Origin of the sequence: Shinella sp. BE166 (assembly GCF_051201095.1) — a bacterium.
Lineage (GTDB): Bacteria > Pseudomonadota > Alphaproteobacteria > Rhizobiales > Rhizobiaceae > Shinella > Shinella lacus.
Map to the genome: position 1 here is coordinate 40,298 of NZ_JBPEHL010000009.1, position 25,683 is coordinate 65,980.

At 64.0% G+C, this 25,683-nt stretch carries 28 protein-coding genes; 16 read left to right on the forward strand and 12 right to left on the reverse strand.

The features are described from left to right. Genes J2Y63_RS21260 through J2Y63_RS21275 form a run of 4 tightly spaced genes read right to left on the reverse strand, consistent with a single transcriptional unit; the run spans window position 1 to window position 4,047 of the window. On the reverse strand, window positions 1-1,464 hold the full coding sequence (locus tag J2Y63_RS21260) for a UdgX family uracil-DNA binding protein (RefSeq protein WP_435267714.1): 1,464 nt from the start codon (window positions 1,462-1,464) through the stop codon (window positions 1-3). Beyond that, on the reverse strand, window positions 1,464-2,693 hold the full coding sequence (locus J2Y63_RS21265) for a putative DNA modification/repair radical SAM protein (RefSeq protein WP_435267715.1): 1,230 nt from the start codon (window positions 2,691-2,693) through the stop codon (window positions 1,464-1,466). Before J2Y63_RS21265 ends, J2Y63_RS21260 begins: the two co-directional genes overlap by 1 nt. Before the next feature lie 60 nt (window positions 2,694-2,753). Next, complete coding sequence (locus tag J2Y63_RS21270; RefSeq protein ID WP_435267716.1) at window positions 2,754-3,719, reverse strand: SDR family oxidoreductase; 966 nt, start codon at window positions 3,717-3,719, stop codon at window positions 2,754-2,756. A gap of 10 nt (window positions 3,720-3,729) precedes the next feature. Continuing rightward, window positions 3,730-4,047, reverse strand: a complete 318-nt coding sequence (locus J2Y63_RS21275; RefSeq protein ID WP_435267853.1) for a hypothetical protein — start codon at window positions 4,045-4,047, stop codon at window positions 3,730-3,732. A 701-nt stretch (window positions 4,048-4,748) separates the two neighbouring features. Between J2Y63_RS21275 and greA the strand changes: the two genes are divergently transcribed. The 4 genes from greA to fcl all read left to right on the forward strand — a co-directional run bounded on the left by greA (window position 4,749) and on the right by fcl (window position 8,444). After that, window positions 4,749-5,225 carry a transcription elongation factor GreA gene (greA, locus tag J2Y63_RS21280; protein ID WP_256117457.1) on the forward strand — a complete coding sequence of 159 codons (477 nt, stop codon included), beginning with the start codon at window positions 4,749-4,751 and terminating at the stop codon, window positions 5,223-5,225. 81 nt (window positions 5,226-5,306) lie between these two features. Beyond that, window positions 5,307-6,347 (forward strand): glycosyltransferase family 10 domain-containing protein, encoded by a 1,041-nt coding sequence (locus J2Y63_RS21285; RefSeq protein ID WP_435267717.1) that lies wholly within the window; start codon window positions 5,307-5,309, stop codon window positions 6,345-6,347. Window positions 6,348-6,427: 80 nt separating this feature from the next. Next, window positions 6,428-7,498 (forward strand): GDP-mannose 4,6-dehydratase, encoded by a 1,071-nt coding sequence (gene gmd / locus J2Y63_RS21290; RefSeq protein ID WP_435267718.1) that lies wholly within the window; start codon window positions 6,428-6,430, stop codon window positions 7,496-7,498. A 1-nt stretch (window position 7,499) separates the two neighbouring features. Then, window positions 7,500-8,444, forward strand: coding sequence for a GDP-L-fucose synthase (fcl, locus tag J2Y63_RS21295; RefSeq protein WP_435267719.1), 945 nt, complete (start codon window positions 7,500-7,502; stop codon window positions 8,442-8,444). On the opposite strand, the gene J2Y63_RS21300 is transcribed toward fcl, so the two are convergent. After that, the gene (locus tag J2Y63_RS21300; RefSeq protein WP_435267720.1) at window positions 8,441-9,172 is read right to left on the reverse strand and encodes a hypothetical protein; all 732 of its coding nucleotides are present in this window, start codon (window positions 9,170-9,172) and stop codon (window positions 8,441-8,443) included. The genes fcl and J2Y63_RS21300 overlap by 4 nt on opposite strands. A gap of 128 nt (window positions 9,173-9,300) precedes the next feature. Between J2Y63_RS21300 and J2Y63_RS21305 the strand changes: the two genes are divergently transcribed. Beyond that, window positions 9,301-11,523: a glycosyltransferase gene (locus J2Y63_RS21305; RefSeq protein WP_435267721.1), complete on the forward strand. Its 2,223-nt coding sequence runs from the start codon at window positions 9,301-9,303 to the stop codon at window positions 11,521-11,523. A gap of 1 nt (window position 11,524) precedes the next feature. Next, the gene (locus J2Y63_RS21310) at window positions 11,525-12,508 is read left to right on the forward strand and encodes a mitochondrial fission ELM1 family protein (RefSeq protein ID WP_435267722.1); all 984 of its coding nucleotides are present in this window, start codon (window positions 11,525-11,527) and stop codon (window positions 12,506-12,508) included. Here the strand turns inward: J2Y63_RS21310 and J2Y63_RS21315 are convergent. Further along, window positions 12,480-12,947 (reverse strand): Lrp/AsnC family transcriptional regulator, encoded by a 468-nt coding sequence (locus tag J2Y63_RS21315; protein ID WP_256117464.1) that lies wholly within the window; start codon window positions 12,945-12,947, stop codon window positions 12,480-12,482. The genes J2Y63_RS21310 and J2Y63_RS21315 overlap by 29 nt on opposite strands. Window positions 12,948-13,196: 249 nt before the next feature. Here J2Y63_RS21315 and trxB point away from each other — a divergent pair, with 249 nt between their 5' ends. Both trxB and J2Y63_RS21325 read left to right on the forward strand, forming a co-directional pair. Next, on the forward strand, window positions 13,197-14,171 hold the full coding sequence (trxB, locus tag J2Y63_RS21320) for a thioredoxin-disulfide reductase (protein ID WP_435267723.1): 975 nt from the start codon (window positions 13,197-13,199) through the stop codon (window positions 14,169-14,171). A gap of 114 nt (window positions 14,172-14,285) precedes the next feature. Further along, entirely contained in the window at window positions 14,286-15,182 is an 897-nt protein-coding gene (locus J2Y63_RS21325; RefSeq protein ID WP_256117466.1) for a LysR family transcriptional regulator VtlR, read from the forward strand. Here J2Y63_RS21325 and J2Y63_RS21330 read toward each other — a convergent pair. Next, on the reverse strand, window positions 15,179-15,691 hold the full coding sequence (locus J2Y63_RS21330) for a hypothetical protein (protein ID WP_435267724.1): 513 nt from the start codon (window positions 15,689-15,691) through the stop codon (window positions 15,179-15,181). The two genes, J2Y63_RS21325 and J2Y63_RS21330, sit on opposite strands and share 4 nt — an antisense overlap. Window positions 15,692-15,709: 18 nt before the next feature. On the opposite strand from J2Y63_RS21330, the gene J2Y63_RS21335 reads away from it, so the two are divergent. The 3 genes from J2Y63_RS21335 to J2Y63_RS21345 all read left to right on the forward strand — a co-directional run bounded on the left by J2Y63_RS21335 (window position 15,710) and on the right by J2Y63_RS21345 (window position 18,423). Continuing rightward, on the forward strand, window positions 15,710-16,021 hold the full coding sequence (locus J2Y63_RS21335; RefSeq protein WP_435267725.1) for an ArsR/SmtB family transcription factor: 312 nt from the start codon (window positions 15,710-15,712) through the stop codon (window positions 16,019-16,021). A 29-nt stretch (window positions 16,022-16,050) separates the two neighbouring features. Then, window positions 16,051-17,172 (forward strand): alkene reductase, encoded by a 1,122-nt coding sequence (locus J2Y63_RS21340; RefSeq protein WP_435267726.1) that lies wholly within the window; start codon window positions 16,051-16,053, stop codon window positions 17,170-17,172. A gap of 156 nt (window positions 17,173-17,328) precedes the next feature. Further along, on the forward strand, window positions 17,329-18,423 hold the full coding sequence (locus J2Y63_RS21345) for a calcium:proton antiporter (protein ID WP_435267727.1): 1,095 nt from the start codon (window positions 17,329-17,331) through the stop codon (window positions 18,421-18,423). 19 nt (window positions 18,424-18,442) lie between these two features. Here the strand turns inward: J2Y63_RS21345 and J2Y63_RS21350 are convergent, their stop codons facing one another. Then, window positions 18,443-18,691 (reverse strand): hypothetical protein, encoded by a 249-nt coding sequence (locus J2Y63_RS21350; protein WP_435267728.1) that lies wholly within the window; start codon window positions 18,689-18,691, stop codon window positions 18,443-18,445. Window positions 18,692-18,809: 118 nt separating this feature from the next. Next, complete coding sequence (locus J2Y63_RS21355; RefSeq protein ID WP_256117472.1) at window positions 18,810-20,012, reverse strand: pyridoxal phosphate-dependent aminotransferase; 1,203 nt, start codon at window positions 20,010-20,012, stop codon at window positions 18,810-18,812. Between the two features lie 325 nt (window positions 20,013-20,337). On the opposite strand from J2Y63_RS21355, the gene J2Y63_RS21360 reads away from it, so the two are divergent. From J2Y63_RS21360 to J2Y63_RS21380, 5 genes are all read left to right on the forward strand, one after another. Continuing rightward, window positions 20,338-21,246, forward strand: coding sequence for an EAL domain-containing protein (locus tag J2Y63_RS21360; RefSeq protein ID WP_256117473.1), 909 nt, complete (start codon window positions 20,338-20,340; stop codon window positions 21,244-21,246). Window positions 21,247-21,421: 175 nt separating this feature from the next. Beyond that, window positions 21,422-21,622, forward strand: coding sequence for a hypothetical protein (locus J2Y63_RS21365; protein ID WP_256117474.1), 201 nt, complete (start codon window positions 21,422-21,424; stop codon window positions 21,620-21,622). Between the two features lie 74 nt (window positions 21,623-21,696). Continuing rightward, entirely contained in the window at window positions 21,697-22,866 is a 1,170-nt protein-coding gene (locus J2Y63_RS21370) for a PQQ-dependent sugar dehydrogenase (RefSeq protein WP_435267729.1), read from the forward strand. Between the two features lie 416 nt (window positions 22,867-23,282). Next, window positions 23,283-23,498, forward strand: coding sequence for a cold-shock protein (locus J2Y63_RS21375; protein ID WP_064330734.1), 216 nt, complete (start codon window positions 23,283-23,285; stop codon window positions 23,496-23,498). A gap of 137 nt (window positions 23,499-23,635) precedes the next feature. Continuing rightward, window positions 23,636-24,121 (forward strand): BA14K family protein, encoded by a 486-nt coding sequence (locus J2Y63_RS21380; protein ID WP_256117476.1) that lies wholly within the window; start codon window positions 23,636-23,638, stop codon window positions 24,119-24,121. A 58-nt stretch (window positions 24,122-24,179) separates the two neighbouring features. On the opposite strand, the gene J2Y63_RS21385 is transcribed toward J2Y63_RS21380, so the two are convergent. The 3 genes from J2Y63_RS21385 to J2Y63_RS21395 all read right to left on the reverse strand — a co-directional run bounded on the left by J2Y63_RS21385 (window position 24,180) and on the right by J2Y63_RS21395 (window position 25,637). Continuing rightward, a complete protein-coding gene (locus J2Y63_RS21385) occupies window positions 24,180-24,821 on the reverse strand; it encodes an MBL fold metallo-hydrolase (protein ID WP_256117782.1) in 642 nt (213 codons plus the stop codon). Between the two features lie 74 nt (window positions 24,822-24,895). Continuing rightward, on the reverse strand, window positions 24,896-25,060 hold the full coding sequence (locus J2Y63_RS21390; RefSeq protein WP_256117477.1) for a hypothetical protein: 165 nt from the start codon (window positions 25,058-25,060) through the stop codon (window positions 24,896-24,898). Window positions 25,061-25,178: 118 nt separating this feature from the next. After that, entirely contained in the window at window positions 25,179-25,637 is a 459-nt protein-coding gene (locus J2Y63_RS21395; protein WP_256117478.1) for an Lrp/AsnC family transcriptional regulator, read from the reverse strand. Window positions 25,638-25,683: the final 46 nt, after the last annotated feature.

The window sequence follows — 25,683 nt, forward strand, 5'->3', positions numbered from 1 at the left end:
TTATGCAGCCACGAGCGTCTCTCCCAAATGCCGGATCAGCCGCATATCCTCGACGAACAGCGCGTGCTGGCGCTGGCGTTCGGCTTCGTCCGGCAGGCGGAGCAGGTAGGAGGGGTGGATGGTTGGGTATAGGACCATGTCGCCCTGCATGGTGATCGGCTTGCCGCGGAGCTGGTTGAGCGGCCTTTGTTCGCCGCTGAGCGCATAAAGCGCGGTGGCGCCCAGCGCCACGATCAGGCGCGGCTTGATCAGCTCGACCTCCTTTGCCAGCCACCAGCGGCAATGGTCGATTTCGCCGCGGTCCGGTTTCTGGTGGATGCGGCGTTTGCCGCGCGGCACGTATTTGAAATGCTTGACCGCATTGGTGAGGTAGAGGGACTGCCGAGGGATGCCGGCCTCCTTGAGCACGGCGTCAAAAACCTTGCCCGCCGGGCCGACGAAGGGGCGGCCGGCGAGGTCTTCCTGGTCGCCCGGCTGCTCGCCGACCATCATCACGCTTGCATCTTGCGGCCCCTCGCCGAAGACGGTCTGCGTTGCCGTGCAATGCAGCGGGCAGCGCGTGCAGTGTCGCGCCTCCTCGCGCACCGCCTCGATCGTGCCGGCACCGGCAGGCACGATCTGCGACAGGGGCTGCGCGGCCTCCTGGAGACGGTAGTGGAAGAGCGGCGGATCGCTGGCGGCGCGCTCGGCCATGGCGCGCACATTCGCCTCCGCATTGGCGATCATCTCGGGGATGAGATCGGCTTCCGGCAGGTTGCGCCAGTATTTCTTCGGCATTTCCGCCTGCATGGCCTTCAGCTTCAGGCGCGCCGGGTTGAAGATGCTGGCATAATAGGTGCGCCAGAGTTCATCGGTCGGGTCACCATGGCCGGGATTTTCGCCGGGGCGCGTGTCGAAGATCAGGGTCTCGCCATCCCAGCTTGCCGTGCCGTTCGGTGTCGCGATGATCCAGTCCATGTCGGCAAAGCGCCGGCGGAAGAACGACGCGGTGCGCGCCACGACGAAATGCGACGGCTCGAACCAGGCGAAGAACCGCCGGCGCCCCGCCGTCTCGCCGGCAATCTCCTTGAAGCGCACGAAAGCCGTCATCTTGTGGCTGTCGCGGTGGACGTTCTTGGCGAGAAGCCGCGCCCAGGCGACATCCTTGTCCGCCGTCAGCTCCAGCAGGCGGCGATCCGATTGCAGGCGCCAGAGCAGCCGGTAGAGCATGTGAAACCGGCCGGGCTCCGTATGGCAGACGACGGCCTCGGCCAGAGGCAGGAAGGCGGGCGGCACGGTTAGCGGCGGGGCGGCGGCGTCCGGCTTCGGCAATTGCGGCGGCGCGACGGCGTCGAAAAGCTCGTCCTCCACCCCGCAAATACGCCAGTCCGCCTCGCGCGGCGAAATCCCGGCGGCAGCGAGTGCGCGGGCGGCGTCGCGCCACTCGGAAAAATCGCCCCGTCCGACAAGAGGGATCGTGTGCATCAGAGCAACGAAAGCTGTTCCGGTTTGCGCGCAAAAAGCGTCTTCAGGTCGGCGCGATCGGCAAGCCGCCGCGGCGTCCAGCCCTCCGCCTCGATGAAGGCGCGCACCTTGCGCAGCGACACGCCGAGCCGCGCCAGATCCTCCAGCCGCAGGCGGCGGAAGCGGCGGCTGGAGAGGATGGCATCCACCGTCTTCGTGCCGAGGCCCGGCACGCGCAACAGCCGTTCGCGCTCCGCCCGGTTGACGTTCATCGGAAAGGCATCGCGGTTGGCAAGCGCCCAGGCGAGCTTGGGGTCCATGTCGAGATCCAGCATGCCGCCGGTCCCGGAGGTGATCTCGTCCACGCCGAACCCATAGAAGCGATAGAGCCAATCGGCCTGGTAAAGCCGGTGCTCACGCACCAGCGGCGGCTTGATCAGCGGCAGCGCGCGCGACGCATCGGGAATGGGGCTGAAGGCGGAATAATAGACGCGCTTCAGGCCGTAGCTGCCGTAAAGCCGGGCGCTCGTCTTCAGGATCGTCGCATCATCCGCGCCATCGGCGCCGACGATCATCTGCGTGCTCTGGCCACCCGGCACGAAGCGCTTGCGCCGCTTTGTCTGGAGGGTGGGATCGTCCGCTGCCTCGATCTTGCGGCGCAGGTCGCCCATCGCGCGGCGAATGCCCTCGGGGCGCTTTTCCGGCGCAAACCGGCCGATACCGGCATCCGTCGGCAGCTCGATGTTGAGCGACAGGCGATCGGCATAAAGCCCCGCCTCCTCGATCAGCTCCGGTGCGGCGTCAGGAATGGACTTCAGGTGAATGTAGCCGCGAAAGCCGTGCACGGTGCGCAGGTCGCGGGCCACCCGCACCATCTCGCCCATCGTATGATCCGGCGAGCGAATGATGCCGGAGGAGAGGAACAGCCCCTCGATATAGTTGCGCCGGTAGAATTCCAGCGTCAGCCAGACCACCTCCTCCGGCGTGAAGCGGGCGCGCTCGACATTGCTGGAGGAGCGGTTGATGCAATAGGCGCAATCGAAGATGCAGAAATTGGTGAGCAGGATCTTGAGCAGCGAGATGCAGCGCCCGTCCGGCGCGTAGGCATGGCAGATCCCCGCCCCTTCCGTCGAGCCCAGCCCGCCGGACGCGACGGAATCGCGCTTGACCGTTCCGCTGGAGGCACACGAGGCATCATATTTGGCGGCATCCGACAGGATGGCCAAGCGTTGTTGCAGCGATTTCTTCATATTTGTTCACTATATGTTCTAGAGAGCAACGTCAATGAAAAAGCAATTGTCATCGGCGGCTCAATAGCCGCCGATGATGGGAAGGACTTCGCCGGTGATATAGCTGGAGCATTGCGGCGAGGCGAGGAAGACATAGGCGGGCGCCAACTCCTCCGGCTGAGCGGGACGCTTCATCGGCGTGTCGGCGCCGAATTTGGCGACGTCTTCCGCCTCCTTGTCGGAGGGGTTGAGCGGCGTCCAGACCGGGCCGGGCGCCACCGCATTGACGCGGATGCCGCGCGGCACGAGCTGGCTTGCCAGCGAGCGCGTGAAGGCATGGATGCCGCCCTTGGTCATCGAATAGTCGAGCAATGCCTTGGAGCCTTCGAGGCCGGTGACGGAGCCGGTGTTGATGATGGCTGAACCCGCCTCCATATGCGGCACTGCCGCCTGCGCCATGAAGAAATAGCCATAGAGATTGGTCTTCAGCGTCTCATCGAAATGCGCTTCCGAGAGGTCCAGAATATCCTTGGCGTGGACCTGGAAGGCGGCGTTGTTGACGAGGACGTCGAGCCGGCCAAGCTCCTTCACCGTGCGCTTGACCGCATTGCGGCAGAAGGCCTTGTCCTTGACGTCGCCGGCAAGCGCGATGCAGCGCCGACCCTCCGCCTCGACGGCGGCGATCGTGTCCTTTGCATCGCCGCCTTCGGCAAGATGGGCAATCGCCACATCCGCACCCTCGCGGGCGAAAAGCACGGCGACGGCCCGACCGATGCCGGAATCGCCGCCGGTGATGAGCGCCACCTTGCCCTTCAGCTTCTCCGAGCCCTTATAGAAGGGCGCGTCATACATCGGTGCAGGATCAAGCTTGGCCTCGTTGCCGGGTTTCGGCTGGTGCTGCTCGGGAAAGGGCGGCACGGGATAGAGGCGCGCGCCGGCCTGCATGGCCTTCGGCTTTTCCTCCCCGGCCTTGCGGTCGGCCGCCGCCACCTCGTCCTGGATGTCACGCTGTTTGGCCGCCGTGCGGGCGGATTGGCTGCGGGTCATGGCGACCTCCTCAAAGCTCGGTTGGGCGGATATTGTCGACACGCACCGTGCCGGCAACGACTTCCCGCGCGCCGTCCAGCGGATAGGCCGGGTCGGTCTCGTCGACGACTGTGTAGAGTTTCTCGTTGCGGAAGGCGCTGGACGAGGTGGTGGAATTGCCGTCCGCCGGCAGCGCGTCGATTTCCAGATAGTCGAGTTCCGCTTCAGCTGCGACGACGCGGGCATCGCCCGAGGAGCGGGCACGCACCACCACTTCGCCCTGGTTTGGCGCGAGATCCCAGTTGGTATCCGTGGCGGACGCGATCGGAATGAGGCGGTAGAGCTTCAACTGCTCGGGATCGGAATAGTCGGTGACGCCGGTCTCGGTATCCTGCCGCGATGCGGTCTCGTCGAAGCCGGCGGACCAGTCGCGGGTGGGCTCCGCCATGCCGGGCGGCGTGCGGTGCACCGTGGCATCGTAGCTGCCGGTGATGACGCGTGGCTTGGCGCTCGAAACGCCGTCATTGCTGCGGCCGGCCTGCGAAACCTTGAACTGCGGCACAGCATCCGCATGGATAATCTTTTCGCGGCCGGTCTCAGCCGACACGACGCTTTGGGCGCCGGGCACCGTGCGCGGCTCGACGGGCACGACCTGCTCGTGTTTTTCCTGGTAGCCGGTCTCCGCTGCCTCGCGGCGACCTTCGTCATGCATGGCCTGGTTGCCCGACACTTCGCCGGCGAGCTGTTTGAAATAACCGGAAATCTTCTGCATCACGCTCATGGTCTGCTCCTCATGTCCGTGTCCGAATTGTCGATTGTCATGCACGCCTCCCGCCATATTCGGCTAACTGGAAGACGCGGCCGATTGTTCCGGGCGCTGTGGGCGGATGCTGCACCTGCGGCGAAAAAACTGGCTTTCGCCCGACGCAATCTGCTATAAGGATCGTTCAAATGCTTTCGACGGTTCCGGGGAATCTTCTCCGGAGACCGTTTTCTTTTGCGTTCATGCGGGCGGGAGCCCGCGCGACGCGGGCTGAAGGACGGGATAAAATGGTTGAAAAAGTACCGATGACTCACGGCGGTTTCGTCAAGCTGCAGGAAGAACTGCGCTGGCGCCAGCAGGAAGAGCGTCCGAGAATCATCGAAGCGATCGCCGAAGCACGCGCCCATGGCGACCTGTCCGAAAACGCCGAATACCACGCTGCCAAAGAAGCCCAGAGCCACAATGAAGGCCGCATCGCCGAGGTCGAGGACTACGTCGCGCGCGCCGAGGTCATCGACCTTTCCAAGATGTCCGGCGCCAAGATCAAGTTCGGCGCCAAGGTGAAGCTCGTCGACGAGGACACCGAGGAAGAGAAGGTCTACCAGATCGTCGGCGACCAGGAAGCCGACGTGAAGCAGGGCCGCATCTCCATCTCCTCGCCGATCGCCCGCGCGCTGATCGGCAAGGAAGTCGGCGATTCGATCGAAGTGAACGCACCCGGCGGCGCCAAGGCCTACGAGATCCTCGCCGTCACCTGGGGCTGATCGCGAGCGGCCGTTCGAAGGAGAACCGCCATTCTTTCCGAAGACGACAATAGCCCAGCCGGTGGCGGCAGCACTGCCACCGTGGTCAAGGTCATGGGCCCGATCAACCGGACGCATGGCATAAGCCCGCTTGCCCGGCAGCTTTCTGCAGGCTTTGCGCAACGCCACGGCGTGACCTTCACCTTCGATCCGGATGCGCGCGACTACGACTGGCTGGCGGTCTACGAGAACATGCCGCCTGCCGGTGGCGAACGCCGCCCGATGCGGGTGGAAACGCTTGCCTGCGCGCCGCAAAACACCATCCTCTTCACGACGGAACCCTCCGGCATCAAGATCTACAGCCGTGCCTATACGCGGCAGTTCGGCCATGTGGTGACGAGCCAGGAGCCCTTCGCGCTGCGCCATCCCGGCCGGATCTACAGCCAGGCGGGCCTGCGCTGGTTCTACGGCAACGGCAGCCAGCACCTGATGACCGCCGATGAAATTGCCGGGCACTTTCCGGAAAAGACGAAAGTCATCGGCACGGTCTGCTCGACCAAGCGGCAGGGCCACACGCTGCACCGGCTGCGCTACGATTTCACGCAGGCCATGGCCGCGCGCATGCCCGACCTCGACGTTTTCGGCCGCGGCCACCGGCCAGTCGATGACAAGGCGGAATCGATCGATCCCTACAAGTATCATCTCGCGATCGAGAACCACCTCGCCCCGCACCATTTCACCGAAAAGCTCGCCGACCCCTTCCTCGGCCTGTCGCTGCCCTTCTATTTCGGCGCACCGAACGCTGCCGATTATTTCCCGGCCGAGAGCTTCATCGCGATCGATATCCGCAAGCCGGACGAGGCCTTCGCCATCATGCGCGCGGCGATCGACAACGGCGAATACGAGAAGCGCCTGCCCGCCATCATCGAGGCGCGCCGCCGCGTGCTGGAAGACCACAACATCCTCACGCTGATCGCCAATGTCGTCGCCAAAAACGGCACCGCGGCGCGCGGCAACGGCACGGCCGTGCTGAAGAGCCAGCGCGCCTCCCGCAAGGGTCATCCGCTGCTGACGGCGGGCGATTTTGCCTTCCGCGAGGCGCTTCACCTGAAGAACCGTATCGCCGGCCTGCTGGCGCGATAAGATCGGCCGCCCGGATTCGGCGGTTGATCGTCCGGGCGTTCGGGTTTAAGCCGCTTGCACCTTCACCCTGGAGAACAGACTTGTCCAAGAAACCGGTGGCTTTGATTACGGGCGTAACGGGTCAGGATGGCGCCTATCTCGCGCAATTGCTGCTCGACAAGGGCTACATCGTGCACGGCATCAAGCGCCGCTCCTCCTCGTTCAACACCGGGCGCATCGAGCACATCTACGAGGACCCGCACGAGCCCGATCCGCGGTTCTTCCTGCATTACGGCGACATGACGGATGCGACGAACCTCGTGCGCATCGTGCAGCAGACGCAGCCCGACGAGATCTACAACCTCGCCGCCCAGAGCCATGTGCAGGTGAGCTTCGAGACGCCGGAATATACCGCCAATGCCGACGCGATCGGGACGCTCCGCATGCTGGAGGCGATCCGCATCCTGGGGCTGGAAAAGAAGACGCGCTTCTACCAGGCCTCCACCTCCGAACTCTACGGCAAGGCGCAGGAGGTTCCCCAGAGCGAGACGACGCCGTTCTATCCGCGCTCGCCCTATGCGGCGGCAAAACTCTACGCCTACTGGATCGTCGTGAACTACCGCGAGGCCTATGGCCTGCACGCCTCGAACGGCATCCTCTTCAACCACGAAAGCCCGCTGCGCGGCGAAACCTTCGTGACGCGAAAGATCACCCGCGCCGTCGCCGCCATCAAGCTCGGCCAGCAGGACCAGCTCTTCCTCGGCAATCTCGATGCCAAGCGCGACTGGGGCCATGCCAAGGAATATGTGCGCGGCATGTGGCTGATGCTGCAGCAGCCGCAGGGCGACGACTACGTGCTGGCGACCGGCACCACGACCACCGTGCGCCAGTTCGCCGAATGGTGCTTTGCCGAGGTGGGCATGACCATCCGCTGGGAAGGCCAGGGCGCCGACGAGAAGGGATTTGATGCCGCGACCGGCAAATGCCTGATCAGCATCGACCCGCGCTACTTCCGCCCGACGGAGGTCGATCTCCTGCTCGGCGACCCGAAAAAGGCCGAGACGGTGCTCGGCTGGCGCCACGAGACGAGCGCGCACGAGCTTGCCCGCGAGATGGTCCGCGAAGACCTGAAGCTCATGCAAAAAGAGTTCTCCGACAAGGGCCGGCTCTGACATGTATGACCTCACGGGAAAACGCGTCTGGGTCGCCGGCCATCGCGGCATGGTCGGCAGCGCCGTCGCGAGACGTCTGGAAGCGGAGAATTGCGAAATCCTTTTCGCCCAGCGCGACGCGGTCGATCTCGAAGAGCGGTCCGATGTCGAGCGCTTCCTCGCAGAACACCGGCCGCACGCGGTCGTCATGGCGGCTGCCAAGGTCGGCGGCATCCTCGCCAATGACCGCAACCCGGTGGAGTTCCTCCAGCGCAACCTGACGATGGAGCTGAACGTCATCAAATCCGCCCACGAGGCGGGTGTCGAGAAGCTGCTCTTCCTCGGGTCGAGCTGCATCTACCCGAAATTCGCGCCGCAGCCGATCAAGGAAAACGCGCTCTTGACCGGCGACCTGGAGCCGACCAACGAGTGGTACGCGATCGCCAAGATCGCCGGCATCAAGCTGTGCCAGGCCTATATGAAGCAGCACGGCGCCCGCTTCATCTCCGCCATGCCGACGAACCTCTACGGCCCGCACGACAATTTCGACCTCCAGACCAGCCATGTCGTGCCGGCGCTCATCCGCAAGGCGCATGAGGCAAAGCTTGCCAGCCTCGACCATGTGACGATCTGGGGCTCCGGCACGCCGCGCCGCGAATTCCTGTTCAGCGAGGACTGCGCCGATGCGCTCGTCTTCATCCTGAAGAACTATGAAGACTACGAGCACATCAATGTCGGCTCGGGCGAAGACATCCCGATTCTCGACCTGATGAAGCTCATCGCTGACGTCGTCGGCTTCGAAGGCCGGATCGAGACCGATCCGTCAAAACCGGACGGCACACCGCGCAAGCTGATGTCGAACGAGAAGCTGGCGCGCCTGGGCTGGCGGCCATCTACGGGCCTGCGCGAAGGCATTTCCCGCGCCTATCGATGGTATCTGGAGAATGCGGCAAAAACAAAAACCTAGCGCCAGTTCTCGTCGATCCACTTCGTCGGCCGCACATGTTTGTAGGCCTTCTTCCACCAGGCCTTGACCGGCCATTCGCCGATCACGGCCTCGTCCGGGTCCGGCTTGCCGGTGAAGGCGACGATGCGGGTGGCCGGCGGCAGCGGCACGTCCTTGAAGAAGTTCATCGGCCAGCGCGGCAAAAGCGTGTGCTTGAAGCTGACGCACCATTCGGCCGGCCAATAGGTCATGCCTTCGGCGGCCGCCGAGACGTAGCGCTGCGAGATGATGTGCTTGTTGACCTTGGCATCCGGGTCGCGAATGAAATCGTCGAAGATGTGCGTGTTGGTGCCGACGGTCCAGCGATAGACCGAGGTGTTGCCGATGCCCTTACCAAGCTGCGTCCAGTTCTCCGCGATGCAGAAGCGGCCCGGCGCATAGTCGAAAAAGTCGTCGAGCGGTCCGGTGATGACCACGTCGAGATCGACGAACAGCACATCGCCTTCGAGATCGGCCAGCGGCGCCTGCCACAGCGAGATCTTGCGCCAAGGCTTCCAGGCGACGCGCTCGGGAATATTGATCGGCGGCAGCGGGAAGACGGCGACGGCCGGGTCGATGCCGCTCGGATCTTCCGTAAAACAAACGAGCCGGGTCGGGCGAACCGTGTTGCGCTTGATCATGGACCACAGGCGGTTGACATAATCCGCCGGATATCGCGTGCCCCATTTCATGCATGCTATCGTCTGCATTCGTCATCGTCTCCTGTCGCGCGCGCCTCCATAGACCATATCGGCCCGCGGTGATAGGAGTTCTGCGAAACATGCCGCCGCCGTCGCGCGCGGGCAGCCCCATCGAGCCCCGACAGCCTATCATCACGATGAACATCCTTATACTGACGCAATGTTTTCCGCCTGACGTCGGCGGGATCGAAAACATGATGGGATCGATGGCGCTCGCGCTTCAGGAAAGCGGGCACGCCGTCACGGTTCTCGCCGATGGCAAAGCGGACGCGGCGGACCCGAAGCGGCCTTTCCGCATCACGCGCTTTTCCGGCTGGAAACCGCTGCGGCGCTGGCGCAAGGCGCGTGCGGCGGAGAAGTTGACCCGCTCTGGTGCCTTCGACCAGATCATTGCCGACACCTGGAAAAGCGTCGAAAACCTCGGCACCGTCGCCGTGCCGATCACCGTGCTCGCCCACGGCATGGAGTTCCCGGCAGCACCCTCAGCGCGCAAGGCCGAGCGCATCCGCGCCGCCATGGCCAAGGCGGCGGACGTCATCGCCAATTCCTCGTTCACCGCCGGCCTTGCGGCCCCTTACGTCAAGGCCGAGCGGCTGCGCGTCGTCACCCCCACCGTTCCCGCCCAGTCGGAGGCCGATCCGGAGCGGGTGCGTGCGCTGCGAACGCTGCATGGCGACGGGTTGCAGATCATGACGCTCTGCCGGCTGGAGCCGCGCAAGGGCGTCGACAAGCTGATCGAAGCCGTGGCGAAACTCGGCCCGGCCTATCCCGGCCTGAAACTCCATGTCGCTGGTGACGGCGCTGATCGCGCGCGGCTGGAAAGCCTTGCCCGGGAGACCGGCGTCGCGGATGCCGTGGTCTTCCACGGCCGTGTCTCGGAGGAAGAAAAGGCCGCCCTTCTCCAGTTGGCGGATGTCTTCGCCATGCCCGCCCGCCGCGAGGGAAACTCCGTCGAAGGCTTCGGCCTCGTCTATCTCGAAGCCGCCTGGTTTGGCGTGCCGAGCCTCGCCGGCCGCGACGGCGGTGCCTCCGACGCCGTGCTCGACGGCGAGACCGGCCTGCTCTGCGACGGCGCCGACGGCGCCTCCGTGACGGCGGCGCTGGACAGGCTGCTCGGCGACCCCGCGCTTCGCGAGCGCCTCAGGGAAAACGCCGCCCGGCACGCCCGCGAACAGACCTGGCAGCGCAAGATCAACGATTTTGCCGTGCGCGGCGGAGAGGCTGCTGCACCCCGCATCATCCAGCTCCTGCCGGCGCTTGGCGATGGCGGGGTGGAGCGCAGCGCGGTGGAAATGGCCGGCCATCTCGGCACCCTCGGCATGGAAAACTGGATCGCCAGCGCCGGTGGGCCGCTGGTGGCCGCGGCCGAAGCCGCCGGCGCCCGTCATGTGACGATCCCGGTCGGCAAGAAATCGCCCTTTGCCGCCGTTTCGGCCGCGCGCGCCATCGCGCGCCTCGTCGACGCGGAAGGCATCGACATCATCCATGCCCGCAGCCGCGTGCCGGCCTGGGTCGGCCTGATGGCGCGGCGTCTTGCGAAACGGCCGGTGCATTTCGTGACGACCTTTCACGGCGTCTACAGCCACGGCAATGCCCTGAAGCGCTTCTACAACAGCGCCATGTTGCGCGCGCCGCTGGTCATCGCAAACTCGCAGTTCATCCGCCGGCACATCACCGAGGTCTATGGTTTTCCGGAGGCCCGCGTGGTCGTCGCCCCCCGCGGCGTCGAGCCGGCGCTCTTCGACCCCGCAAGCATTTCCGCCGAGACACGCGCTGCGTTGCGCGCCGAACTCGGAGCGACAGCAGACGGGCCGCTGGTGGTGATGGTCGGCCGCGTCACGCGGTGGAAGGGCCATGCGGTGCTCGTAGAGGCCGCCGCCCGCCTTGCCCGGCCCGACCTGCGCCTCGCCTTCATCGGCGGCGGCTCGGAGGCGCTGGTCACCGAATTGCAGCGCGACAGCGCCCGCCTCGGCCTCGAAGGCCGCCTGCATTTCACCGGCAGTCGGCGCGATGTGCCCGCCATCCTCGCCGCGGCCGACCTCGCCGTCTCCGCCTCCACGGACCCGGAAGCCTTTGGCCGCGCGGCGATCGAGGCCCAGGCGATGGGAACGCCCGTCATCGCCACCAACCATGGTGGCAGCCTCGAAACGGTGCTGCCCGGCGAGACCGGCTGGCTCGTGCCACCCGGCGATGTCGCAGCACTGGCCGCGGCACTCGAAGACGCCCTTTCCAACCCCGAGCGCCTCGCCGCCATGGGCGAAAACGGCCGGCGGCACGTCCTGGCGAACTTCACCACCCGGCAGATGCTGGAAAAGGAGTTTTCCGTTTACGAAAAGCTCCTGACAGGGCCGCGGTCCTGAGATGGCGGAAAGCGGCGCCCCCGTCGTCTGGGTCCTGACGGACGGCAAGGCCGGCGACGAGCAGCCGCTGATCGGCCTTGCGGAAGCGCTCGGCGCGACACCGATCCTGCGCCGCGTAACGCCGCGCCGCACCTTTACCTGGCTGATGCCCTGGGGGCCGATCGACCCGAAGGACGCACCGTCGAAGACCGGCTCGCCCCTCGCGCCACCCTGGCCCGACATCTGCCTCGCCACGGGCCGGCGCGCAGTGCCCTATCTGCGCACGCTGAAAGCCCTGTCGCCGACAACCTATTGTGTGCTCTTCAAGGACCCGCGCACCCGCCGGCACGGCGCCGACCTGATGATCGTGCAGCAACACGACGCACCGCGCGGCGACGATGTGCTCGTCGTCACCACCGCCCCCAACCGGCTCTCGCCGCAACGGCTGGCAGAGGCGCATGCCGCCTTCGAGGCAGCACTGGCCCCCCTGCCCCAACCGCGCATCGCCGTGCTCGTCGGCGGCAACGGCCGGCACCATAAATTCACGCAAGGCGATATCGACCGCCTGCTCGGCGGGCTGCGCGCAAAACTCGACGCGGGATGTGGGCTGATGATCACGGCCTCGCGCCGCACGCCGCCGTCGCTCGCCAAGGCGCTCGCAGACCTCGCGAAGGAACCGAACGCTCGTTTCTGGGATGGCACCGGCGAAAATCCGCTGCTCGCCTATCTCGCCTGGGCCGAAGAGATCGTCGTGACCGGCGATTCGACAAATATGGTGGGCGAGGCAGCCGCGCTGGGCGTGCCGGTGCAGATTTTCCAGCCCTCCGGTCGGCACGAGAAGATAGACCGCTTCATCGCGGCACTTTCCCGGGAAGCCACCATCGGCCGGTTTCCCGAGGCGCCGGCGAGCGGCAGCCGCACGCCGGTGAATTCCACGCCGGAGCTTGCGGAAAAAATCCTGTCGCGTTTTCGGGATTTCAGAGCTCGACCAGCCCGACCTTCTTGACCTGGCGGATGGTCAGCATGGTGCGCACGGTATCGACCTGCGCATTGGCCGTGAGCACCTCGATGACGAAATCCTGGAAGCGGGTGAGGTTTTCGGCAACGCAGTGCAGCAGGAAATCGCTGTCGCCGGAGACCATCCAGGCCTGACGCACCATCGACCATTCGCCGGTGGCGGCCGCAAAGGCCTTGAGGTTCGCCTCCGACTGGTGCTTCAGCCCGACCATGCAGAAGGCGACGAGATCGTAGCCAAGCGACGGCGCGTTCAGGAGCGCCGTATAGCCCTCGATGATGCCCGCCTCCTCCAGCTTACGCACGCGGCGCAGGCAGGGCGGCGCGGAAATTCCGGCGCGGGCGGCCAGCTCCACATTGGTCATCCGGCCGTCGGCCTGAAGCTCTTTCAGGATACGCATGTCGATAGCGTCGAGTTCGGCACGGAACATGGGACTTTTCGAAACCTTTCAGGATGACGACCGGATGTGACCCGAATCGCCGCATCAGCGCAACATTGTTAGTGCAAGAGGCACAAATATGTCACGCGCCTTCGCTTGTCTGTTGGCAAAGCCGCGCGCGCACTTGAAACTCGCGGCACTCCCTTCATAAATGAAGGTCGAACAACGACACGCTGGCCGATGCCTGCGCGCAACCGCGCGGCTTGGCCAATTGGGGCAAGAACCCCGAAAGGAACGACCATGTCTGCCCGTCATGTAAAGGTGCTCATCATCGGGTCTGGCCCCGCCGGCTACACCGCAGCTATCTACACCGCCCGCGCCATGCTGGAGCCCGTGCTGATCGCCGGCATGGAACAGGGCGGCCAGCTGATGATCACCACCGACGTGGAAAACTATCCGGGTTATGCCGATCCGGTCCAGGGCCCCTGGATGATGGAGCAGATGCTGAAGCAGGCGCAACATGTCGGCGCCGAGATCGTCAACGACCTCGTCACCAATGTCGACATGAACGTGCGCCCCTTCCGCATCTCCACCGACAGCGGCACCGAATGGACCGCCGACGCGCTGATCATCGCCACCGGCGCCAAGGCGAAGTGGCTCGGCATCGAGACCGAGCACAAGTTCATGGGTTTCGGCGTGTCGGCCTGCGCCACCTGCGACGGCTTCTTCTACCGCAACAAGGACGTCATCGTCGTCGGCGGCGGCAACTCGGCCGTCGAGGAAGCACTGTACCTTTCGAACCTCGCCAAGACCGTGACGGTCGTGCACCGCCGCGACGGTTTCCGCGCGGAAAAGATCCTTCAGGAACGCCTGTTCGCCAAGGAGAACGTCAAGATCGTCTGGGACCATGAGGTCGTGGAATATCTGGGCGCCGATCCGAAGCCCCCGATGCCGGCCTCCGTCAACGGCGTGAAGCTGCGCAACGTGAAGACCGGCGAGACGCGCGACGTCGCCATCGACGGCGTCTTCGTGGCGATCGGCCACGCGCCGGCGGTCGAACTGTTCAAGGGCAAGCTGCGCCAGAAGCCGAACGGCTATCTGTGGACGGCGGCCGATTCCACGGCGACGGACGTGCCGGGCGTTTTTGCCGCAGGCGACGTCACCGACGACATCTATCGCCAGGCGGTCACGGCCGCCGGCATGGGCTGCATGGCGGCTCTGGAAACCGAAAAATACCTTGCAGGTCATATGCCTGTCGCAATTGCGGCCGAGTAGAAGCCGCCAACTAAGGGAGGCGGAATTGATCCGACCTCCCACGTGGGAACAGTTGAATCAGCGACCAGGCGGGAAACCTATGGTTCCCCGCCATAAAGACATATGGGGGATAGAATGCCGCTGGATTGGGACAAGCTGCGGATTTTTCATGCCGCGGCCGAGGCCGGCTCGTTCACGCATGCGGCAGACAAGCTGCACCTCTCGCAGTCGGCCATCAGCCGCCAGGTGAGTGCGCTGGAGCAGGATGTCGGCATCAAGCTCTTCCACCGCCATGCCCGCGGCCTGATCCTCACCGAGCAGGGCGAAATCCTCTATCGAACCGCCCACGACGTGCTGATGAAGCTCGAAAGCGTGCGTGTGCAGCTGACGGAAAACACCGAGAAGCCGAGCGGCAAGCTGCGCATCACCACCACGGTCGGCCTCGGCCAGGGCTGGCTGACGGACAAGGTGCAGGAATTCCTCGCCCTCTACCCGGACATGCAGGTGCAGCTCATCCTCGACAACGAGGAGCTGGACGTGAACATGCGCCATGCCGACTGCGCCATTCGGCTCCGCGAACCCCAGCAATCGGACCTCATCCAGCGCAAGCTCTTCACCGTGCACATGCACGTCTATGCCGCACCCTCCTACATCAACCGCTACGGCGAGCCGCAGTCGATCGACGATCTCGACAACCACAAGATCATCACCTTCGGCGAGCCTGCGCCGAACTACCTGCTCGACGTCAACTGGCTGGAGATCGCAGGCCGTGATTCGGACAATCCCCGCCCCTCCATCCTGCAAATCAACAGCCAGACCTCGATCAAGCGCGCCTGCCTGCTCGGCATCGGCGTCGCGATGCTGCCGGACTATATTGTCGGGCGCGATCCCGGCCTCCTGCAGTTGCCGGTCAGCGCCGATATCCCGTCCTTCGATACCTATTTCTGCTATCCGAGCGAGATGAAGAACTCCGCGAAACTCAAGGTTTTCAGGGATTTCATCGTCGCCAAGGCACGCAACTGGAACTTCTAAAAAGGGTGATCGGCAAGGCCTGCGCCCAATGCATGGCTGGCATGCACATTAAATGATTGATGTATGCCCAAAAAACCACCATATCGCACCCAGCTGATGCACTTTGGTGGCTTTTTCCTCCCAGTGCCACCGCAGCAGCTGTTCCCCTCTGGAGGTTTTATTACCTTCAAAACTATAAAGGGCCCAAGTTGATCTTGCGGCCCTCTTTTTTTGCCTTTCATTAACCAAGACAAAATTTTCAACATTGTTAGAAAACTTGGCACGTCCTTCTCTTGAAGAAGCGGCTCCCCTTCTCCATATTTATGACAGCCAACGCACTTGCGGTCTTTCTCCTCCCAGTGCCGCGCGTTGGCTGTTCCCCTCTGGAGGTTATAAACCTTCACAACTGTAGGGCCCAGGCTTCGCTTGTGGCCCTCTTTTTTTGCCGATTTTTTTGGCCCGTTTTTTTTGGGCGGCCCCTTGTATCGGCAAGCGGCGAACACAATATCGGGAACATCCGATATAATCATCGACAGATCACGATAGAGATGACCACGCCCGACACCGACGAAATCGAAATCCTGAAGGCGCTTGCCCATCCCAAGCGGCTGGAGATCCTTGCCTGGCTGAAGGAGCCGGGCGAGCATTTCGCCGGGCAGGAGCATCCTTTGGACTTCGGCGTCTGCGCCGGCCAGATCGAAAAGCGCTGCGAGCTCTCGCAGTCCACGGTTTCAGCCCACCTTGCCACCCTGCAGCGCGCCGGTCTCGTCACGACGCGCAAGGTCGGCCAGTGGGTGTTCTTCAAACGCGACGACGAAAAGATCGCGGCCTTTCTCCACCACATCAACCGCGCACTCTGAGCGCTTCCCAAGCCAGAATAGGACCCTTCATGACCTCGCTCTTCGACCCCCTCAAGATCGGTGATATCCAGCTCGCCAACCGCATCGTCATGGCTCCGCTGACGCGCAACCGTTCGCCGGGCGCCGTGCCGAACACGCTGAACGCCGCCTATTACGAGCAGCGCGCCACCGCCGGCCTGCTGATCACCGAAGCGACCGCCATCACCCATCAGGGCCAGGGCTATGCCGACGTGCCGGGCCTCTACAAGCCGGAGGCGCTCGAAGGCTGGAAGCAGGTGACCGACGCCGTGCACAAGGCGGGCGGCAAGATCGTCGTGCAGATGTGGCATGTCGGCCGTATCTCGCACGATACGCTCCAGCCGAACGGCGGCAAGCCGGTCGCCCCGTCGGCGATCCGCGCCAAGTCGAAGACCTACCTCATCAACGAGGACGGCACCGGCACCTTCGCCGAAACCTCCGAGCCGCGTGCCCTTGAGCTTAACGAGCTTCCGGGCATCATCGAGGATTATCGCCGCGCCGCCCGCGCCGCGATCGATGCCGGCTTCGACGGCGTCGAAATCCACGCCGCCAATGGCTACCTCATCGACCAGTTCCTGCGCTCCGGCAGCAACCAGCGCACCGACGAATATGGCGGCTCGATCGAAAACCGCGCCCGCCTGCTCTTCCAGGTCGTCGATGCGATCACCGCGGAAATCGGCGCCGGCCGCACGGCGATCCGCATCTCGCCGGTAACGCCCGCCAACGATTCCTCCGATCCGAATCCGCAGCCGCTCTTCACCTATGTCGTCGAAGGCCTCGCCAAGTATGGCCTCGCCTATATCCACGTCATCGAGGGCGCCACGGGCGGCCCGCGCGATCACCAGCAGGGCGACACGCCGTTCGACTATGCGGCACTGCGCGCAGCCTACCAGGCGGCCGGCGGCAAAGCGGCCTGGATGGTCAACAACGGCTACAACCGCGAACTCGCGATCGACGCCATCGAAGACGGCAAGGCCGACCTCGTCGCCTTCGGCAAGCTCTTCATCGCCAATCCCGATCTCGTGGACCGCCTGAAGAACGACACCGTGCTGAACGCCCCGGACCAGGGCACGTTCTACGGCGGCGGCGCCAAGGGCTACACGGATTACCCGATCCTGGAAAACGTCGCCTGACATCCCGTGCGGGCACGTCGCCGCAATCCGGCGCGCCCGCACCCGCCTCCCCCGTGGAGGTAAAACGCCCGCGGTTTCCTCCACCGCGGGCGTTTCCTTTTGCCGCGGCTCGGCTACATCTAGGGCAGCTGCATCTGCCGAGGAGCCCGCCCGCCCATGCTCTCCAGCCTCGTGAAGGAACGTGTCCTGTTCGTCGGCCTTGCGGCCGCAATCCTCGCCTATGCGACGGAACACAGCCTCCTGGAGATGGGGCGCCTGCCGCTGCTCGTCGCGGCCTTCGCGCTGGTCGTCGCAATCATCCTCGTCTCGACCCGCATCGCGCACCACGCGGAAATCCTTGCCTCGAAGGTCGGCGATCCCTATGGCACGATGATCCTGACGCTGGCAGCGGTGCTGGTGGAGGTCGTCGTGCTGGCGATCATGATGCAGGGCGAGACCTCGCCGACGCTGGTGCGCGACACCATCTATGCCGCGGTGATGCTCGACATCAACGGCATCCTCGGCCTCGCGGCCCTGCTCGGCGGCATCCGCCACGGCGAGCAGCCCTACAATGACGATTCGGGAAAGACCTATGGCGTGATGATCCTGACGGCCATGGGCATTTCCATGGTCGTGCCGGAATTCGTGCCGCGCGAAAGCTGGCATCTCTATTCCGCCTTCACCATCGGCGCGATGATCGCGCTCTACGGCGTCTTCCTGCGCATGCAGGTCGGCCCGCACTCTTATTTCTTCAGCTATGCCTATCCGCGCGCCGAGCGGAAGGAAGGCCTGCCGAGCAAGGCACCGGACGAAAACGAGCCGGCGACCTTCTCGATTATCGTCATCGTTCTCGGCGTCGTGCTGATCGGCGCGCTTGCCGAAGTGATGTCCGTGCTGCTCGGCGTGGGCCTCAAGGGCTCCGGCGCGCCGCCGGCGCTGATGGCGGTGGTGGTCGCGGCGATCTCAGCGGCGCCCGAAATCCTGACGGCGCTGCGCGCTGCACTTGCCAACCGCATGCAATCCGTCGTCAACATCGCCATGGGCGCCTCGCTCTCCACCGTCATCCTCACGGTGCCGGTGATGGAGGCGATCGCGCTTTACACGGGCCAGCCCTTCGTGATGGCGATGACGCCCGTTCAGACGGTCATGGTGATGATCACGCTGATCGCCGCCGCCATCAACCTCAATGACGGCGAGACGAACGCCATCGAGGGCATGACGCACTTCATCCTCTTCGCCACCTTCATCATGCTGACGATGATCGGCTTATAAGGCCGAGGGGGATCCGCCTTTAGCGGTCATACTCGCGGGTCAGGCCCTTGTAATATTCGCCCGGATCGAAGCGCACGGTGCGGGACTTGCCCGGATTGTTCAGGAAATAATCGTAGATCGACATCGCCTCGACGCGGTCGTTGACCACGATCCTGCCATGCGGCGCTGCCTCGCCCCGCTCGGCATTGCCATAGCCGTCCGCGGCGAGCGCGGATGTGGCGGCGAGAAGGGTCACCAGGCCGGCGATGGGGAGTGACTTGGCTTTCATGGTCCTGCTCCGATGTTCGTCTTTTCCCTATATCGGAAGCGAAAGCGGAAATGTCACGGCCCGAAAACAAAAAACCCGCCGTCTCCGGCGGGTTTCGATCGTGGTGGCAAAGGCCGTGTTACTTGCAGGCCGCGCAGAAGCGCTGGATGCGCTTGCAGGCCTCTTCAAGCTGCTCTTCCGAGGTGGCATAGGAAATGCGGAAGTTCGGGCCGAGGCCGAAGGCCGAGCCGTGCACGACGGCCACGCCTTCCGATTCCAGCAGTTCCGAAACGAAGTCCTCGTCCGTCTCAATGACCTTGCCCGACGGCGCGGTCTTGCCGATCAGCCCCTTGCAGGACGGATAGACGTAGAAGGCACCTTCCGGCGACGGGCACTCGATGCCCTTGGCCTGGTTCAGCATGGAGACGACGAGGTCGCGGCGGCCTTCGAAGATCTTCTTGTTTTCCGGAATGAAAGCCTGCGTGCCGTTGAGCGCCTCGACGGCCGCCCACTGGGCAATCGAGCACGCACCGGAGGTCTGCTGGCCCTGGATCATGTCCATCGCCTTGATGAGCGACAGCGGGCCGGCCGCATAGCCGATACGCCAGCCGGTCATCGCATAGGCCTTGGAGACGCCGTTCATCGTCAGCGTGCGGTCGTAGAGGCCGGGCTCGACTTCGACCGGGGTCGCGAACTTGAAGTCGCCATAGGTCAGGTGCTCGTACATGTCGTCGGTCAGCACCCAGACCTGCGGATGGCGCATCAGCACGTCCGTCAGCGCCTTCAGCTCGTCATGGCTATAGGCAGCGCCCGACGGGTTGGAGGGCGAGTTGAAGATGAACCACTTGGTCTTCGGCGTGATCGCCTTTTCGAGATCCTCGGCCTTCAGCTTGAAATTGTTTTCCTGCGTCGTCGCGACGAAGACCGGCGTGCCGCCGCACAGCGACACCATTTCCGGGTAGGACACCCAGTAAGGTGTCGGGATAACGACTTCATCGCCCGCATTCATGGTGGCCATGAAAGCGTTGAAAAGAATCTGCTTTCCGCCGGTGCCGACGATCGTCTGCGCCGCGGTGTAGTCGAGGTTGTTTTCGCGCTTGAACTTCTTGGCGATCGCCTCGCGCAGCTCCGGAATGCCGGAGACCGGCGTGTATTTCGTCTCGCCGCGGTTGATCGCGTCGATGGCCGCCTGCTTGATATTGTCCGGCGTGTCGAAGTCGGGTTCACCTGCACCAAGCCCGATGACGTCACGGCCTTTGGCTTTCAGCTCGCGCGCTTTCTGGGAAACGGCGATGGTGGCGGAAGGCTTCACACGGGAAAGGGCGTCGGCAAGAAAGGCCATGATGGAGATGTCCTCATCGGGTTCAAAGACGGCTTGACGCCATGGACCCGGAGCGCCCGGCTCCATAGCGGTTAGGTCTATGTCGAATGTGCGCCGGTCTTGCAAGCGCGAAGGGCAAAAAAAGCGGAAAAGCCGGGCGTGCACGCAAAATTTCATGAACGTCATCAGCGACGCGAATGAATTGGGGCGGCGTCGTGAAATCATCACACTAATTGGTTGAAACGACTTTTAACAATAAAGATTTTTACGCGAAAGATTAAGGTGCCGTTAAGGGGTGCCGCCTATGCTGGCCCCGTCGTGATCGTTCCGGCGGATGGTGCGCTGCATGAGCGAAAGAAGCATATTTTCCAATCTCGTCCGTCAACCGGACGGCGCCCTCAGCGCGCTCTATGGCCCCTATCTGCTGCAATCCGCCCTCCAGCCGATCTTTTCGGAACGGGCGGACGGCCGGTTGCAGATCGCGGCGTTCAAGGGCCTGATCCGCGCCAGCATGGGCGACATGCCCTGCTCGCCCGCCGATTTCTTCCAGCGCGTGCCGCCGGAGGAGCGCGCCGCGGTGGACGGCCTTTGCCGCAGCCTGCATATCCTGAATGCCGGGGCGCTCGGCCGCCGCGATGCGGCGCTCATCATCAACTTCCAGGCGGGCCTCTATTTGACCCAGCCGGCGATCCGCCAGGAGGTTGAGTGGCTGCGGCTTGCCGCCCACGAGGCCGGTCTGCCGCCGGCGCGCATCGCCTGCGAGATCCGCGAACATCCCTATGACGACCCGGACGTGCTGTCGCGTTTCGCCACACGGCTGCACGAAAGCGGCTTCGCCATCGCCATCGACGACTATACCGGGGAAGACCGCGACCTCGAACGCCTGCAACGCCTGCAGCCGCAATTCGTGACCTTCGATACGGCCTGGCTCGGCAGCTTCGCCGAAAACTCCGCAGGCCTGGCGCTGCTGCGCGTCGTGATCGGCCAGTTCGCCCAGAAGGGCATCACCGCCATCGTCGCCGGCATCGAGGAGCCGGAGATGATCGAGATGTGCCGCGAGATGGGCGGTCCGCTGATGCAGGGCTACCTGCTCGCCCGTCCGGAACTGGCACCGACGAGCTTCAACCTCACCTACCCCGAGCTTGAGGACGAACCGGTGCAGGCGCTGGCCGAACTCACCGCGGCGGCAAGCGCCGCACCCGCCGAAACGCGCGTCGTCCGTCCCCTCCGCCAGTTCGGCCGAAGAGGCATCTAGAACGGCGGAACCGGGCGGTCTATTCGGCCGAACACACTGAAAATCCGGGTTTTTTACCCTGCCATCTTTTCGCCACAATAAATGCCGTGCCTTGCCGCAATTCGGTCCTTCAAGCGCCGACTTCGGCGGGTTTTTTCGATGTCACGGCAAAGCGAAAAAGACGAAGGGGAAAACGATGTTTCTGGACGAGGACAAGGTCGGCAACAAGCCGAAGGTGCGCGAGGCCCGCGCCATGTTCCTGATCGCCATGACGGCGCTCGCCGCCTGCGTCGCGATGGTCATCAGCCTGATGTCGCCGCCGGCCGTGGCACTCGACACGATCAAGACGTCCGGCATCGAAAAGACCGCCACCGACCTTCAGCCCACGCAAAAGTGACACCACCGCGCCGACTGCGCTCTTGAAAGCCGCCCCGCTCTGGGCCAGTTAACGGCGAAGGACGGGAGACGGTGATGCGACAGGACATTCGGCGCGTGCAAGCCATTGTAAAGAGCGCGACCGCGGCATTCCTTTTCGCCGCCATGCTCGCCACCTCCCCCGCCGCCGCTGAAACCCGCGAATTCCCCAGCAAGAAGGCCCCGCTCGTCGTCGAGACGCTGGCGACCGGCCTGAAGCAGCCCTGGTCCGTCGAAGTCCTGCCGGATGGCGGTTATCTCGTCTCGGAAAAGCAGGGCACGCTGCGCCTCGTGAAGAACGGCCGGATTTCCGCCCCGATCAGCGGCGTGCCCGCGGTCGCCACGAACGGCCAGAGTGGCCTGCTCGATATCGCGCTCGCCCCCGATTTCGCGACCAGCCGCACGCTCTACCTGACCTATAGCGCCAGGGGCGATGGCGGCGCCGGCACGGCGGTCGCCAGGGCCAAACTCTCGGCCGACGACACCGCGCTCGAAGACACGACACGCATCTTCCTGATGAGCAGGCTCACGCCGCGCGGCCAGCATTTCGGCTCGCGCATCGCTGTTGCGAAGGACGGCAGCCTGTTCTTCGGCATCGGCGACCGTGGCGAGGACGAACGCGCGCAGGACCCGCGCGACCATGCCGGCGCCATCCTGCACATCAACCCGGACGGCAGCCCGCATGCCGACAATCCCTTCCTCGGCACCTCCGACGGGCTTGCCGAGATCTGGTCGAAGGGCCACCGCAACCCGCAGGGCCTGGCGATCGACCCGAAGGACGGCACGCTATTGTCGGCCGAGCACGGCGCGCGCGGCGGCGACGAGATCAACAACCCGCAGCCCGGCCGCAACTACGGCTGGCCGCTCGTTTCCTATGGCCGGCATTATTCCGGCGCCGAATTCGATCTCGGCTCATCGGCCAAGGGTTACGAGGACCCGCTTTATTATTGGGACCCGTCCATTGCGCCGGGCGCGATTGCCGTCTACCGCGGCGCGATGTTCCCGGAATGGGACGGCAACCTGCTCGTCGCGGCGCTCAAATACCAGCTCCTCGCCCGCCTGGAGCGCGACGAGAGCGGTGCGATCGTCTCGGAAGAGCGGCTGTTCGACGGCGAATTCGGCCGCATCCGCGACGTGGTCGTCGCCCCCGACGGAGCCCTGCTTCTCCTGACCGACGATGCCAGCGGCACACTACTGCGCGTGTCCCGCGCGAGCCCGACGGAGTGACGGCGGCGCCCGCCGCGCACGTTGCTTTGACCCTCACAATATAAGTCATACCAGACGGTGTGACGCGCCTGTAACCTGCGGCATTTTTCGGCAATCGCCCGGAATTTGACCAAAGTGAGGCACATCAAACACACCCCAAAACTTTTGCTTGCCAATTTCACACAAACGCATCACTCTTGCGCCGTTCGGGCAATTTGCGAACACGGGAAGACCTTGAATAAAAGCGCGCCGGAGACGCGAAATAATTCCGGGCAGCCAAGATCCGCACAGTCCATAAGATTGTCTGGGGATGGCTGGCTGCGGTGAAAACAGGACCCTTTCCTCAACCTCGAGAACTGCCTGCCTAACGCCCCTTGGGGCAAAACTATATGCTGCCCGCCGCCAAATATACGGGCAGAGAGAAAAGGACCTGACGCATGGCCGAGACTGGCACCGTAAAATTCTTCAACACCGAGAAGGGCTTTGGCTTCATCAAGCCCGACAACGGTGGTGCGGATATCTTCGTACACATTTCCGCTGTGCAGGCTTCCGGCCTGAACGGCCTTTCCGAGAACCAGAAGGTAAGCTTCGACACGGAACCTGATCGTCGCGGCAAGGGGCCGAAGGCGGTCAACCTGCAGATTGCCGGCTGAACCGGCTTTCACTCAGGATTTTCAAGTTGGAGCCCGGCAGAGATGCCGGGTTTTTTCGTTCAGCCACCGTTCAGCCGTACTCTTTTAGTTTGTTCCCGTCATCACCGGCAAAGGCCGGCGTCCAAAGGAACGGCACTATGAACAAATTCATCAAGACACTCGTGTTGTCCGCTGCCGTCGCCGCGACGACGCTCACCGCAACCGCGGGCGTCGTTGAAGCACGCGACCGCAATCGTGACGGCTACTGGCGCGAAGGCGACCCCTACGAATATCGCAAGCCGCGCCGCCATAACCGCGACCGCGACTATGGCCGCAATCACGGTCGCAACCATGGCCGCGATGCCGTCATCGGTGGCGCCCTGGGCCTGGCCACCGGCGTCATCATCGGCAACGCGATCGCCAACCAGCCGCGTTATGAAGAACGCCGCGTCTATGTGGAGCCGGATTATTACCCGGAGCCAGAGCCGCGCGTGATCTATCGCCAGCCGGTCGTCGTGCCGACCTACGAGCCGTGGACCCAGTCATGGTATAACTACTGCTCGCAGCGCTACCGGTCGTTCAACCCGAACACCGGCACCTTCGTCGGCTACGACGGCCTGGAGCACTTCTGCACCGCCGGCTGAGGCGAAAGCGGTCTCACATCAAAAGGCGGGCGCCACATGGCGCCCGCCTTTTTTGTTTCTAAAGCCCGCGCAGGAACGGGTTGGTGCGGCGCTCCTCGCCAATCTTGCCGCCCGGGCCGTGGCCGCAGAGGAAACCGACTTCGTCGCCGAGCGGGAACACCTTGTCGCGGATCGAGTCCAGGAGCTGCTGATGGTTGCCGCCCGGCAGGTCCGTGCGGCCGATCGAGCCCTGGAACAGCACGTCGCCGAGATGGGCGAAACCCTGGCCGCGGTTGAAGTAGATGACATGGCCAGGCGCATGGCCCGGCGTGTGATAGACCTCGAACTCATGGTCACCGAAGGAAACCTTGTCGCCATCTTCCAGCCAGCGGTCGGGCACGACATTGCTGACCTTCATTGGCACGCCGAACATCGAGGCCTGCGCCTCCAGCCGCTGCAACAGGGAGAGATCGTCTTTGTGCGGGCCGACGATGTCGATGCCGAGCGCTTCCTTCAGTTCCTTGGCGCCGCCGGCATGGTCGATATGGCCGTGGGTCAGCCAGATTTCCTTCACCGTGATGCCATTGTCCTTCACCGTCTGCAGGATCACCTCGACATCACCGCCGGGATCGACGACCACGCCTTCCTTCGTCTCGTTGTCGAAGAGAATGGTGCAGTTCTGCTGGAAGGGGGTGACGGGAATGATGCCCGCCTGAAGCATGCCCATGGGGTCCTCGCTCGGTTGCCGCTTGCGCCTGATATAGCCGCAAGGCAGAGCGAAGACCAAGCGCCAACTCAGCGCAGGCTTGCCAGTTCCTGGGCGGGGCCGGTCGCAAGCGTCGGCGAGACGGTGGAGAAGAGCAGCGCGACGACGGCGATATTGACCGCGGCATAGAGGTAGACAACGGGACGCAGGCGCGTCGCGACCGGGTTCTGCTGGCTGGTGGAGTTCGACTGCATTGTCCTGTTCCCTGACATCTTGTCCGTGTGTGTCTGGTTTCTACAACGGCACCGGACTCCAACGTGTTCCGCCGGGAACAGGGCAATGCGGACGGCTGTTGCCGAAGGGCAACAATTCTCAGAGCGGCAACGCGGTCGTTTCCTTCAAGGTGTCGAGCACGATCGCCGTCTTCACATGCGAGACGGATTCGTGCGGCAGCAGCACGTCGTTGACGAAGGCGGAGAGCGCCTTGAGATTCGGCACGACCACCTTGATGATGTAGTCCATCTCCCCCGTCAGCGAAAACGCCTCCAGCACTTCCGGCAGGTTGGAGATCAGCCGCGCAAAGCGCACCGCATTGTCGCGGTTGTGCGTGGAGAGCGTCACCGTGACGACGATGACGATGCCGAGGCCGAGCTTTTCCCGGTCGAGCTCCGCCCGGTAGGCGCGGATGACGCCCTCCTCCTCCAGCCGGATGCGCCGGCGCGAACATTGCGAGGGCGACAGGTTGATGCGCTCCGACAGCTCGTTGTTCGTCAGGCGCGCATCCTGCTGCAAATGCATCAGCAGCTTTCGGTCGAAGTCGTCGAGCTGCATGGATTGCCCTCCCTTATCCATATTCATGCACGAACATCGCATCGAT

Excerpts from the sequence above, each read along its gene's own strand:
- J2Y63_RS21340 (WP_435267726.1), top strand. The coding sequence starts at position 16,051 with ATGACCTCGCTCTTCGACCCCCTCAAGATCGGTGATATCCAGCTCGCC.
- J2Y63_RS21270 (WP_435267716.1), bottom strand. The coding sequence starts at position 3,719 with ATGACCCGCAGCCAATCCGCCCGCACGGCGGCCAAACAGCGTGACATC.
- J2Y63_RS21335 (WP_435267725.1), top strand. The coding sequence starts at position 15,710 with ATGACCACGCCCGACACCGACGAAATCGAAATCCTGAAGGCGCTTGCC.
- J2Y63_RS21360 (WP_256117473.1), top strand. The coding sequence starts at position 20,338 with ATGAGCGAAAGAAGCATATTTTCCAATCTCGTCCGTCAACCGGACGGC.
- J2Y63_RS21265 (WP_435267715.1), bottom strand. The coding sequence starts at position 2,693 with ATGAAGAAATCGCTGCAACAACGCTTGGCCATCCTGTCGGATGCCGCC.
- J2Y63_RS21385 (WP_256117782.1), bottom strand. The coding sequence starts at position 24,821 with ATGCTTCAGGCGGGCATCATTCCCGTCACCCCCTTCCAGCAGAACTGC.
- J2Y63_RS21370 (WP_435267729.1), top strand. The coding sequence starts at position 21,697 with ATGCGACAGGACATTCGGCGCGTGCAAGCCATTGTAAAGAGCGCGACC.
- J2Y63_RS21395 (WP_256117478.1), bottom strand. The coding sequence starts at position 25,637 with ATGCAGCTCGACGACTTCGACCGAAAGCTGCTGATGCATTTGCAGCAG.
- fcl (WP_435267719.1), top strand. The coding sequence starts at position 7,500 with ATGTATGACCTCACGGGAAAACGCGTCTGGGTCGCCGGCCATCGCGGC.
- J2Y63_RS21300 (WP_435267720.1), bottom strand. The coding sequence starts at position 9,172 with ATGCAGACGATAGCATGCATGAAATGGGGCACGCGATATCCGGCGGAT.
- trxB (WP_435267723.1), top strand. The coding sequence starts at position 13,197 with ATGTCTGCCCGTCATGTAAAGGTGCTCATCATCGGGTCTGGCCCCGCC.
- J2Y63_RS21355 (WP_256117472.1), bottom strand. The coding sequence starts at position 20,012 with ATGGCCTTTCTTGCCGACGCCCTTTCCCGTGTGAAGCCTTCCGCCACC.
- J2Y63_RS21365 (WP_256117474.1), top strand. The coding sequence starts at position 21,422 with ATGTTTCTGGACGAGGACAAGGTCGGCAACAAGCCGAAGGTGCGCGAG.
- J2Y63_RS21260 (WP_435267714.1), bottom strand. The coding sequence starts at position 1,464 with ATGCACACGATCCCTCTTGTCGGACGGGGCGATTTTTCCGAGTGGCGC.
- J2Y63_RS21380 (WP_256117476.1), top strand. The coding sequence starts at position 23,636 with ATGAACAAATTCATCAAGACACTCGTGTTGTCCGCTGCCGTCGCCGCG.
- J2Y63_RS21350 (WP_435267728.1), bottom strand. The coding sequence starts at position 18,691 with ATGAAAGCCAAGTCACTCCCCATCGCCGGCCTGGTGACCCTTCTCGCC.
- J2Y63_RS21375 (WP_064330734.1), top strand. The coding sequence starts at position 23,283 with ATGGCCGAGACTGGCACCGTAAAATTCTTCAACACCGAGAAGGGCTTT.
- J2Y63_RS21390 (WP_256117477.1), bottom strand. The coding sequence starts at position 25,060 with ATGCAGTCGAACTCCACCAGCCAGCAGAACCCGGTCGCGACGCGCCTG.
- J2Y63_RS21315 (WP_256117464.1), bottom strand. The coding sequence starts at position 12,947 with ATGTTCCGTGCCGAACTCGACGCTATCGACATGCGTATCCTGAAAGAG.
- J2Y63_RS21345 (WP_435267727.1), top strand. The coding sequence starts at position 17,329 with ATGCTCTCCAGCCTCGTGAAGGAACGTGTCCTGTTCGTCGGCCTTGCG.
- J2Y63_RS21330 (WP_435267724.1), bottom strand. The coding sequence starts at position 15,691 with ATGATTATATCGGATGTTCCCGATATTGTGTTCGCCGCTTGCCGATAC.
- J2Y63_RS21325 (WP_256117466.1), top strand. The coding sequence starts at position 14,286 with ATGCCGCTGGATTGGGACAAGCTGCGGATTTTTCATGCCGCGGCCGAG.
- greA (WP_256117457.1), top strand. The coding sequence starts at position 4,749 with ATGGTTGAAAAAGTACCGATGACTCACGGCGGTTTCGTCAAGCTGCAG.
- J2Y63_RS21310 (WP_435267722.1), top strand. The coding sequence starts at position 11,525 with ATGGCGGAAAGCGGCGCCCCCGTCGTCTGGGTCCTGACGGACGGCAAG.
- J2Y63_RS21305 (WP_435267721.1), top strand. The coding sequence starts at position 9,301 with ATGAACATCCTTATACTGACGCAATGTTTTCCGCCTGACGTCGGCGGG.